Source organism: Streptomyces sp. NPDC004838, assembly GCF_053600955.1.
Map to the genome: position 1 here is coordinate 19,057 of NZ_JBSGAW010000050.1, position 9,455 is coordinate 28,511.

Annotated in this window: 10 protein-coding genes and 1 pseudogene; 4 read left to right on the forward strand and 7 right to left on the reverse strand. The window is 65.6% G+C overall.

The genetic code is table 11. The annotated features are described in order from the left end of the window. Positions 1–4 precede the first annotated feature (4 nt). A complete protein-coding gene (locus ACWEFL_RS34695; RefSeq protein WP_451720819.1) occupies positions 5–928 on the forward strand; it encodes a hypothetical protein in 924 nt (307 codons plus the stop codon). Then, positions 928–1,821: a DUF6339 family protein gene (locus ACWEFL_RS34700; protein ID WP_451720821.1), complete on the forward strand. Its 894-nt coding sequence runs from the start codon at positions 928–930 to the stop codon at positions 1,819–1,821. The genes ACWEFL_RS34695 and ACWEFL_RS34700 overlap by 1 nt, the downstream gene beginning before the upstream one ends. Positions 1,822–1,839: 18 nt before the next feature. On the opposite strand, the gene ACWEFL_RS34705 is transcribed toward ACWEFL_RS34700, so the two are convergent. Both ACWEFL_RS34705 and ACWEFL_RS34710 read right to left on the reverse strand, forming a co-directional pair. Continuing rightward, positions 1,840–2,931 carry a DNA cytosine methyltransferase gene (locus tag ACWEFL_RS34705; protein WP_451720823.1) on the reverse strand — a complete coding sequence of 364 codons (1,092 nt, stop codon included), beginning with the start codon at positions 2,929–2,931 and terminating at the stop codon, positions 1,840–1,842. A gap of 50 nt (positions 2,932–2,981) precedes the next feature. Continuing rightward, positions 2,982–4,001 (reverse strand): DNA cytosine methyltransferase, encoded by a 1,020-nt coding sequence (locus ACWEFL_RS34710; protein WP_451720839.1) that lies wholly within the window; start codon positions 3,999–4,001, stop codon positions 2,982–2,984. A gap of 242 nt (positions 4,002–4,243) precedes the next feature. Here ACWEFL_RS34710 and ACWEFL_RS34715 point away from each other — a divergent pair, with 242 nt between their 5' ends. Further along, a complete protein-coding gene (locus ACWEFL_RS34715; RefSeq protein WP_451720825.1) occupies positions 4,244–4,507 on the forward strand; it encodes an AbrB/MazE/SpoVT family DNA-binding domain-containing protein in 264 nt (87 codons plus the stop codon). A gap of 248 nt (positions 4,508–4,755) precedes the next feature. Here ACWEFL_RS34715 and ACWEFL_RS34720 read toward each other — a convergent pair. Further along, positions 4,756–4,881: pseudogene (locus tag ACWEFL_RS34720) on the reverse strand (site-specific DNA-methyltransferase); the annotation flags it as partial. Here ACWEFL_RS34720 and ACWEFL_RS34725 point away from each other — a divergent pair. Further along, a complete protein-coding gene (locus ACWEFL_RS34725; RefSeq protein WP_451720827.1) occupies positions 4,834–6,177 on the forward strand; it encodes a tyrosine-type recombinase/integrase in 1,344 nt (447 codons plus the stop codon). The pseudogene ACWEFL_RS34720 and the gene ACWEFL_RS34725 sit on opposite strands and share 48 nt — an antisense overlap. Positions 6,178–6,436: 259 nt before the next feature. On the opposite strand, the gene ACWEFL_RS34730 is transcribed toward ACWEFL_RS34725, so the two are convergent. The 4 genes from ACWEFL_RS34730 to ACWEFL_RS34745 all read right to left on the reverse strand — a co-directional run bounded on the left by ACWEFL_RS34730 (position 6,437) and on the right by ACWEFL_RS34745 (position 9,342). Beyond that, the gene (locus tag ACWEFL_RS34730; RefSeq protein WP_451720829.1) at positions 6,437–7,621 is read right to left on the reverse strand and encodes an ISL3 family transposase; all 1,185 of its coding nucleotides are present in this window, start codon (positions 7,619–7,621) and stop codon (positions 6,437–6,439) included. Between the two features lie 117 nt (positions 7,622–7,738). Continuing rightward, complete coding sequence (locus tag ACWEFL_RS34735) at positions 7,739–8,137, reverse strand: hypothetical protein (protein WP_451720831.1); 399 nt, start codon at positions 8,135–8,137, stop codon at positions 7,739–7,741. Positions 8,138–8,335: 198 nt separating this feature from the next. Continuing rightward, positions 8,336–8,734, reverse strand: a complete 399-nt coding sequence (locus tag ACWEFL_RS34740; RefSeq protein WP_451720833.1) for a hypothetical protein — start codon at positions 8,732–8,734, stop codon at positions 8,336–8,338. A 170-nt stretch (positions 8,735–8,904) separates the two neighbouring features. Further along, on the reverse strand, positions 8,905–9,342 hold the full coding sequence (locus ACWEFL_RS34745; RefSeq protein WP_451720835.1) for a hypothetical protein: 438 nt from the start codon (positions 9,340–9,342) through the stop codon (positions 8,905–8,907). Between the last annotated feature and the right edge of the window lie 113 nt (positions 9,343–9,455).

Sequence of the window (9,455 nt, forward strand, 5' to 3'; positions counted from 1 at the left end):
GGTCATGTCTGTCACAATGGACGACGCGCAGCTCCCATACTCGAACGTCTCCAAGACCGAACGGACAGTCGCCCTGCACCAGACCGGCCGCGAGAAGTGGGACCAGGCCACGCTCCGGCTGAAGGCCACACTGCCCGACCAGGAGCTGGCCGACAATACCTGGTCCGACATCGTGTGCCTGGCCGTCCTGTCCGAGAAGGCGACGAACGCCCGCACTACCGCACGCCTCACGCGCGCCCGTGACGGTAGCTGGCAAGGAACTATCGATCTCGCCCGGGCTGTTCACCTAAACCGGGCCGTTCTTGGCTTGACCGTGGTGGCGACAGTGGGTGACGTGGCGGGCCGCGTCATCGGCACGACGGACCTGGACTGGTACGTCGACCTCAAGGTCACCGCCCCCGTGCGACAGCGCGAGATCGAAATCGTCGAGGTCGACTTCCGTGAAGGCCCCCTCGACTGGCTCCTTCCTTTCAAGGAGTCCTCATGGATCGTCGAGACCACCGGCGACATCCCCACCGTGTACCTCAACACCACTGCCGTGGAGGGTCTGATGGACGTCCTCGGCAGCACCGGCGGTAACCCGGCGGAGAAGTTGCTCCGCGACATGACGGCAAGCCAAATCGCCCAGGATGCCTGGACCGCCATGTTCCACACGGCCATCAGCGATCTCGACATCGACGGGGACGGCTCACCTGTCATGCCCGGCGGCTGGCGCGAGCCCGTCCTTCGCATGATGCTTCCAGACGTCCTCCCGGGACGTCAGCTCACCGACGCGCTGTACGACATCAACGAGCGCCGTACCCAGGGCTTCGGCTGGTCCGAACTTCAAACGAACGTCCAGTACGCCGCCGGCAAGCGAAGCCAGATCACCCGGAAACTGACCAACGCGGTACGGTCCGTCGACCGCGCCGAGAGGAGCGCGAGCTGATGCCCCGCGCGATCACAACCACCGACGACATCCCGGCCGTGCTCGGACTCCTGCCTGACGCGGCGGTTGCCAAGTTCCTCACCCGAGGCATGCAAGCAGGCCAGGAGAACCCGCCTCAGGTCGCGCTCCGCAAGGCTTCCACCAGTCTCTCCGAGGTCGACGCACGCTGGCGCACCGCCCCCGTGCGCGAGCTGCTCGACGAGGCCATGCGCCGCTTCGCCGACAATCGTGCGGCCGCGGACGGCTGGCTCGCCCCGCGCCTGCACGCAACGGTGCGCATGACCCGTGCCGAGGCGGCCGACAACCATATGTGGAATCACCTCGCGATGCTCGTCGCCCCCGACTATGTCGTCTGGCGCCACAAGGGAGCTGAAACGGCCACCACCGCCCGCTTCAACGGCCCGCACTACATCCAGGCCTTCGCTCGCCTGTGGTGGGCCGCCGAGCTCTTCCGCGATGGCAAGGACTACCGCCCCGTGGGGACTGCCTGCCAAGTACAGGACGTCCTCAACACCACCATGCGCCTGGATGTCATCGACCATCGCCCGACCGCTCAGGCGATCCTGCGCGTGCTGGCACGCCTCGTGAGCGCCGGAACTCCACGACCGGGCGACCATGTGAACGCGTTGTCATCCGCGATCAATGCCGCGGGCAGCACCATTGTGTACGACGTCCTGGCCCCTGACGAACCCGCCGACTACGACGCCCTCCACGACTGGATCACCCAATCCGCCGACATGCCGCCCGTTCCCTGGGACCGCCTTCCGGACGGCCCGCACGACGGTGCTGTGAGCCGGCGCGCAGTCGACGCCCTTCTGCCACTGTTCGAGGATCTGCTGGCACAGGCTCCGGTTCGGCAACGTCCGAGGAAGACGGCTGTCGTCAAGGCATGAGTCTTCAAGGGACTCTGTTCATTCCTCGCCGGTGACCAGGGGGGTGCTGTCCTTGGTCACCTTCCACAGGCCTTCGACAGCTGCATCGAGGGACTTCTCGTCGAGTTCAAGGCCGAGCGCGGCGGCGAGAACGTGGGCGGCCAGCCGCGGAGGGATGGCGTTGCCGATCTGCTGAGCAACGTCGTTCCCGGTCCACGGATAGTCGGCAGGGAAAGTCTGCAGTCGGCCCGCGTCGCCGAGGCTGAACCGATCGAGTTCCGCACCATCGGGTGTGACCAGGCGATTGCGGGAGATCTTCCCGGTGACCGTGGCAGCCGGCTCGTCGGACCTGCGTCGGCCGCGGGCCTTGGGGTCACCGCCTGTGCCGTAGTTGGAGATCACGACGAACGGATCCGACCGCTTGAGCGCTCTGCCCATCGTCTTCCACGGAAACAGCTGAGAATCCCCTGTCGCGCGCGAAACGCCCTTGCGGTAGCGGCGGTGGGTCGGCTTGGGAAGCTTCGCTTCCTGCTCGAAACGAGCGATCAAGATAGCCCGGCGGCGGGTCTGCGGAACTCCGAACTCCTCCGCGTGCAGAACGTCGCAGTCGACTTTGTAACCAACCCCCTCAAGAGCCTCGCCCACCGCATACCAGACGGGAAGGACGGCGGGCACCTGTTCCAGGATGATGGCGTCGTAGGGTCTGCCCGCTTTGACCGCCTCAAGCGCCCATCGCAACGGCTCCACGACCAGCCCCGTACGCTCGTCGTCCAGCAGCGCCAGTCGCGCTCTGACGTCCTCGCCGGCGGCCATGTCTTTGACGAAGCGGAGCACTTGGTCCAGCGCGCGGCGTCCGGCACCGAATCCGGCGACCGTGTACGTCTGGCAGGGCGGCCCACCGGCAAGGACGGTGGCCTCGGGGAAGTCAGTCGGTCCGTAGGCGCGTACGTCGTCCGATGTGGTGCGGAGCCCGGCGGCGGCGCGGGTATCACACGCGTTCGCGTCCCACTCGATCCCCGACACGTCCAACCCAAGCCAGTGCGCAGCGACGTCCAGCCCGCCAGGCCCGGCAAATAGGTCCACCATGTGGATCTGCGCAGGTCGGGATGCCTGTGGCTGTACGCGGGTCATGAGGCGCGATTTTATAACGTCCTGGGCACTGCCATCCCCGGATGTCATCATCACACCCCCAGGGCCGCACGTATGGCCGATCCCAAAGCGCGCCCCACCGGTGGTGGTGAAGCGTGCCCGACCTGGCGGTACCGGGCGGTCTTACGACCCGCGAAATGCCAGTCCGCCGGGAACCCCTGGAGACAGGCAGCCTGTTCCACCGTCAGTGCCATCATTCCGGAACGCCCCAAGGCAGGGTCCCAGTGGAAGTCGGGTCCGGGAACCTGATCGGCAACCGTGGCGCCGTCCACGCCTATCTTCGCCCAAGCGTTCTTCGACCCGGTCGGTCCGAGATCAGCGCCTCCTCGCTCCCAGGAACCACCGACGAGTGTCGGCGCTATCCGGTTCGCCTGCGCCGCCCACTCGGCGACTCCAGACCATCCACGCGCACCCATCGACTCACCCAGTGCATCCCCCACCGTGATCGGCGGCTCCAGCACACGGGGTGGCACTTCGAAGGAGTCCATCACGTCGCCCTTGAAGGCCACCAGGATCCCTTGCTTCCGGTCCTGCGGAACGCGGTAGTCGGCCGCATTCAGAACAAACCACTCATACCGGTAGCCGAGGTGGCCCAGCTCCTCGGCAACAAACTCCCGTATCGGCACGTACGCGTCCTTCGTCGCCAAGTCCGGCACGTTCTCGATCAGAAGGGCACGTGGCTGCACTCCGTGCACCAGCATGACGGTGGCCTTGAGGACCTCCAGCTCGAGATCACTACCGCGATCGCGGTTGATCGCCGCCGTGGCCTTCACTCGGGGCAGCCCCGCCGACAAGAGGTCCACGTCGTAGACCTCCTGGTGGTCGACGGGGTCGAAGTCGAGCAGATCTCCTTCGAGGACGTTCCAGGTGGGACGATTCGCGCGCAATGTCTCACACGCGACCTTGCGGTTGTCCAGCAGAAGCACGGGGTCGAAGCCAGCCTCTTCCAGCCCGAGAGCGAGACCGCCCGCACCCGCACAGACCTCAAGCGAGGTGAGACATTTCTCTAGCGCTGTCGAGCTCTCGGCCTGGATAGTCCCCGTAGTGGACATGATCCCCATCCGCCCCTTCAACCTTACGCATGATCTTGAGTCGCGGATCCGAGGGTAGGCCGGCTTGTCACGCGAGCGCGAGACTGGCATCGAGACCATTCTGGCCACGGGGCACATTCCGAAACCAGCGGCCGCATTGGTTCCAGGTGCCCTGCGCGCGATCTTCGATGTCAGCGAGAGGTACCCCGGCTCCGAGCCAGAGCGAAAATGGTTCCTCTCCCGTGCAGCTTGGCTCGAGAGCTATGTCGGCAGTGATCAATGGCGGCGGTCCGGACCTGGCCGAATGGACCACAGGCCATGAGAAGGTGGCCGACATGCTGCGTGAACCCGCACAACTGACCATCGGGGACGACGGCCGCGTGGAGCTGCCGCTCGGCGTCCTCGCAGAAGCAGGCCTGGCCCCGGGAAGCCGAATCGTCGCCTACAGCGTCGGCGACGGTCGCATTGTCCTCCGTCGTGAGGAGGACGCGATGAGTGAGTTGCTCAACACTGGTGGCTTGACCTGACAGGAGGGGCCCTTCTGTCTTCATTGGCAAGCAACGGTGTCGGAAGCGCTGACCGCGGACAGGCGCTGAGCCAACATCGCTGTCGACCTGTGGAACATTGCACAATTCCCCGGGCCGACATGCACGGGGCCTTGACGACTACCCCCACCACCCCGAACTCGCAACCTTGAAGACATCGTCCTCACTTGACCACTGAACTCCTGAAACAAGGCAGATGTATTGCCTTGTAATGTTGGAGGTGCTCACACTCACGCTTCCGGCCCTGCCAACACGACGTCGTCCTGAGCCAGCTCCGCCCGGAGCCGTCGTTCGGCCACTTCCGCGTAGTGCGGCGACAGCTCGACCCCTACGAACCGTCGTCCCTCCCGCAGGGCGGCAACGCCCGTGGAGCCGCTGCCCGTGAACGGGTCGAGGACGGTGCCGCCCTCGGGGCAGATCTGCGCGAGCGGGTCGACACGTGGCTCGCCGGACGCAAGCGTCTCCGCCGGGGAGGCGCGGCCCGCTACGCGTGCGACATCCGCGTCCGCCTCAAACCGCACCTGGGCCACCTGCGCTTGGACAAGCTCCGGGTCCACCACATCGACGCGATGTTCGACGCCATCAACGAGCGCAACATCGAGATCCAGGAGCAGAACGCCCAGCGGCGTGCGGTGCGCGACGAGCTCAAGTCCACGCCGAACAAGGGTGCCGAGAACCGCACCCGCCGCGCCTGGCTGCGGGCCCAGCTCGACGCGATGCCGCCGTTCCGTCGGATCACCGGCCTCAACACCCAGCCGCATATCCGCGACACCCTGCGGGCCGCGCTCAATGTCGCCATCGCCCAGCAGGTCATGCCCGCCTTCAACCCGGCCGCGCACGTCGAGCTGCTGCCCGGCACCAAACCGAAGGCGATCATCTGGAGCGACGAGCGCATCGAACGCTGGAAGGAGAACGGCAAGCGACCCTCGCCGGTCATGGTCTGGACCCCCGAGCAGACCGGCCTCTTCCTCGACTACGTTGCCGAGGACCGCCTGTACCCGTTCTGGCGGCTGATCGCCTTCCGTGGCACCCGCCGGGGCGAGTCGTGCGGTCTCCGGTGGGTCGACCACTCAGCCGCCGCGAAGACCCTCGCCATCGCCACCCAGCTCGTCCAGGACGGCTGGGAGATCCACGAAGGAGTCCCCAAGACCGATTCTGGAATCCGCCTGATCGCCCTGGACGACGAGACCGACCAGCTTCTCCTCACCCACAAGACCCGCCAGCAGCAGGAACGGATCGAGTGGGGGCAGGGCTGGGTCGACACCGGCCGTATCTTCACCCAGGAGGACGGCTCGATCCTCCACCCGGGCAAGGTCTCCGACCTCTTCGAACGCCTCGTACAAGCCGCCGGGCTCCCTCCGATTCGCCTCCACGACCTCCGCCATGTCGCCGCGACCCTCATGCTGGCGGCCGGAGTCGACATCAAGGTCGTCTCCGAGACCCTCGGCCACTCGGACACCCGGGTCACCCGAGACATCTACCAGGCCGTCCTGGACGACCTCGCCCGCGACGCCGCAGAGAAGGTCGTGCAACTCGTGCCTCGGGCCCGGAAGCCCCTCACAGTAGTCAAGGACACCGAGGCCGCCGTTACTCTTCCGAGGATGACCCCTCCTCGGAAGAGCAAGGAGTCGGCCGAGGAACGCTCTGCCTGAGTGAGCGAAAGAAAGGAGCCCTGGTCAGCGGCAATCTGACCGGGGCTCCGGCATGCGGACTGCTCGTCCGCGCCGTACCTGAAGGCAGAGGCAGCAGTTCACAGCACTGTCGTGGTCGGCTTGAAGCGCAAGGCCATTGAGTAGCTCGACGCTCTCCTCATGGGCTTCAAGGCTGAAGTCCCCGACGCCGCCATCGAAGCGCAAGACGTTCACGACCAGTTACCCTGCAGCAACGCGGCTCTCGGATCACGCGGGACATCTACCAGAGCGTCCTCCCCCACGTCGGCAAGAACGCCGCCGAGGCCACTGCCAAGCTGATCCCGCTCCAGCGCAAGGCGGATGCCGAAGCAGCCGAACGTAGGGCGGAGAAGGCGTGGAGTCGTGCGGAGATCGTGCAGCCCTCGTTCCAACGCCGGTGGAGGTAGGACGAGTAGGCGTGGACCTGGCCGTAGCAGCGCGATCCGGTGCCCAGCGACGCCTCCTCGGGCGTGGCCGCATGCGCGTAGCGGCGTACCGTCTTGCGGTCCAGCCCGAGGGTCTCGGAGATCGCCTGGATCGGGACGCCCTTGTCGTAGAGGGTGTGCACGGCGGCGTGTCGCTCGCGGCGCCGGATCACGCGCATCCTCTCCGGCCGCCCCGATACCTCCTCGGCGGTGGCGTCAGCAGGTGTGTCCTCGGTAGGCTCCGCGAGGCAACTGCGGTACGCGGCAACGCACTTCTCGACCGCTTCGCACAGGTTCTTCCACAAATGGAAGCGGTCTGCGACTTGGATCGCGCCAGGACAGGCGGTGCGTACAGCCTCGGCGTAGGCACTGGCCCGGTCCCGGCAGACGATCTCCGCTCCAGGGTGTGCGCGCAGCCACGCGGTGAGGGTGTCCGCTGTGCGGTCGGGCAGGACATCGACGCGTTCGCCGGTCTCCACGTCCAGGATGATCGTTCCGTAGACGTGCCCCTTCTTCAGGGCGAAATCATCGATGCCCAGCACACGCGGTGCGGCACCGACATGCTTGTCCGGCAGCCTGCGTACGAGTCTGAGCAGGGAGTTCGCACTCGTCGGGATGGACAGGTGCGCGGCCAGCCGGGCACCCGGACGTCCGGCGAGCGCCAGGGCGATCTTCTCCAGCGAGCGGCGCAGGAGCGGTGTGCGCCGCGCGAATCGCTCGGTGAGCCCGTCGACTTGCTCGACGAATGTGCGGCGACCGCACGCGGCCACCGGGCAGAGGAACCGCCGCACCTGCAAGTCGATCACGAACCGTTGCCCGACCGCCGCGAGGTCGGCAAGGCGCCGCCGGTAACCACCATGGACACGACCGGACACCCCGGCGCAGTCCGGCCACGCCGCCTCGCGCGTCACCGTCCGCGCCGTGAGGGATATCCAGCCGCCGTCCGTTCTGACCTCGTCCACCACCACGGAGGACAGGTGGGAGAACGCCATGGAGAACATCGAGAACACGCTGCAATCACACGGGCAGTCATCCTGCCAGCCCATTGTGACGCCGCGTCACCGCCCCACAAGAAGTGGATCAGAGCCGCTTGCCACGGCCGCCGCCACCCTAACTACTCACCAGTGCAACCGGGAATGCGGAATCTTGATCGTCCTTCCCGTTTCCGCTCGCTTGATGATCCATGTGCACCGCGCCCAAGTAATTGCGCCAACGCCCCCCGCGAAGAGAGTGAAGAGCGCAACGAACTGTTGCCTCCCAGGCAGTGTCCATCCGTGCATCTGCTCCCACACGACAGTTGCTCCGCCGACCAGCAGGAGCAGGACCGCCAGACGGCGCCGCCACCGCTGAACACGCACGTACTGGCTGAACCTGCGCTGATCTTTCGCGGTCTGGACCGCGCTGGTGAGGGAGGGCGCGCCCGAGAAGACCACGCCTCCATAGATGTCGCGTGCCATCACGGCAGGTCCCTCAACGTTGCCGCTCAAATTGTTGCGTGTATCCCCCTGTTGACTCATGTGTCGGAAGGTACGCCCAACACCTCGGTGATCACCATCTGGGCCTGGTACTCGGGTGACAAAGGGCGGCAGGGGCTTCCCTCACAGATCGATAACCACAGCGCGAACGGGTTGCGGTAGATCGTGCACTCCATCTCACACATCACACACGAAGGGCGTCGCCTGCTCACCTAACAAAGCAGCTCACCCCTCAGCGATCTACCGTTTCGCGCGATACAGGAGGTACCCACCCGGCACTCCCCAATAGAGACCAAGCAGTACGAGAGCGGGATACAGAAGTCGAAACCACACAATGTTGAGCATCGTGGCAAGCAGAAGCGCCAAGCCCAGCAGGACAAGGAAGACAGAGAAGTAGAACCAGCGGCGTTCTCGCGCGAGGTACTTCGCGTATGCCAGCTCTGCCGCCAGGTGCTCCGCATCCTCGGCATCCAGCTGAGCCTTAGCACGTGCCCGCCACCGTGCCTCGAACTCGGCTTGTTCAGCGCTCAGCAGAGGGGACGGAGACAACACCACATCTCCATGGATCGTCCCCGCCTGCACGGCATGCCCCCCGATGGTGCCGCTCAACTCATTTCGCATAGACGGCTGTTCGCTCATGAGTCGGAAGATACGCCAGCCTTGCCCCTGCGTATGCGTTGGCCGAGCAAGTCATCAGCCAACGCCTACGTGGGCCCCGCACTACGATGTGGTGCGCAGCCTAGGGGTGGGTGCCTCCTGCTCGCCATACCGGCAGAGGCCACCCCCTTGGCCATCGAGGTGTGCGCAGTTCAGGTCTGACCGAAAGGTGTCCCGAAACTCAGCGAGCCCACGTTGCCAGCCTGAATCACTGGGCCGCGCTGCACGCCCCCGCTGATCGTATTGTGAACGTCCGCGGCCTGTTGGCCATTCCCAGTGACAGCCAATTCAGCAAGCATTGCCCGCAGTTCGGCAGATGCAGCCGGATTTGACAGCAAAGTGCGGCGCAATCTCGTACGCCACTCCGCTTCGATGTCCAAGGCGGTCTGCTCGTCGCCAGCCTGCATCGCTGATGCTAGTTGTCCGCGCGAGGTCTCCAACTCTCCCGCAATCACGTCTTCCCTGCCACCACCGCGGCGCGAGAAGAACGAGACCATTCGGTCACGAGCTTGCGTCCAGGAGTCCACCGCCATCTGCTGAATCAACGCCGTGGCGCCTGCGGCGGCGAGTGCCATCAACTCTGCTTCCATCGAACCCCCTTCGAAGCTGCTAAGAACTCCTAACAGAATGGCGTTTCTCGCCTTGGAATACTGGTTCCTGATGGTGCGTTAGCCCTCACATGAGGAGGGGTGAGCAGCTTCCG

Excerpts from the sequence above, each read along its gene's own strand:
- ACWEFL_RS34710 (WP_451720839.1), bottom strand. The coding sequence starts at position 4,001 with ATGTCCACTACGGGGACTATCCAGGCCGAGAGCTCGACAGCGCTAGAG.
- ACWEFL_RS34695 (WP_451720819.1), top strand. The coding sequence starts at position 5 with ATGTCTGTCACAATGGACGACGCGCAGCTCCCATACTCGAACGTCTCC.
- ACWEFL_RS34730 (WP_451720829.1), bottom strand. The coding sequence starts at position 7,621 with ATGTTCTCCATGGCGTTCTCCCACCTGTCCTCCGTGGTGGTGGACGAG.
- ACWEFL_RS34735 (WP_451720831.1), bottom strand. The coding sequence starts at position 8,137 with ATGAGTCAACAGGGGGATACACGCAACAATTTGAGCGGCAACGTTGAG.
- ACWEFL_RS34745 (WP_451720835.1), bottom strand. The coding sequence starts at position 9,342 with ATGGAAGCAGAGTTGATGGCACTCGCCGCCGCAGGCGCCACGGCGTTG.
- ACWEFL_RS34740 (WP_451720833.1), bottom strand. The coding sequence starts at position 8,734 with ATGAGCGAACAGCCGTCTATGCGAAATGAGTTGAGCGGCACCATCGGG.
- ACWEFL_RS34705 (WP_451720823.1), bottom strand. The coding sequence starts at position 2,931 with ATGACCCGCGTACAGCCACAGGCATCCCGACCTGCGCAGATCCACATG.
- ACWEFL_RS34715 (WP_451720825.1), top strand. The coding sequence starts at position 4,244 with ATGTCGGCAGTGATCAATGGCGGCGGTCCGGACCTGGCCGAATGGACC.
- ACWEFL_RS34700 (WP_451720821.1), top strand. The coding sequence starts at position 928 with ATGCCCCGCGCGATCACAACCACCGACGACATCCCGGCCGTGCTCGGA.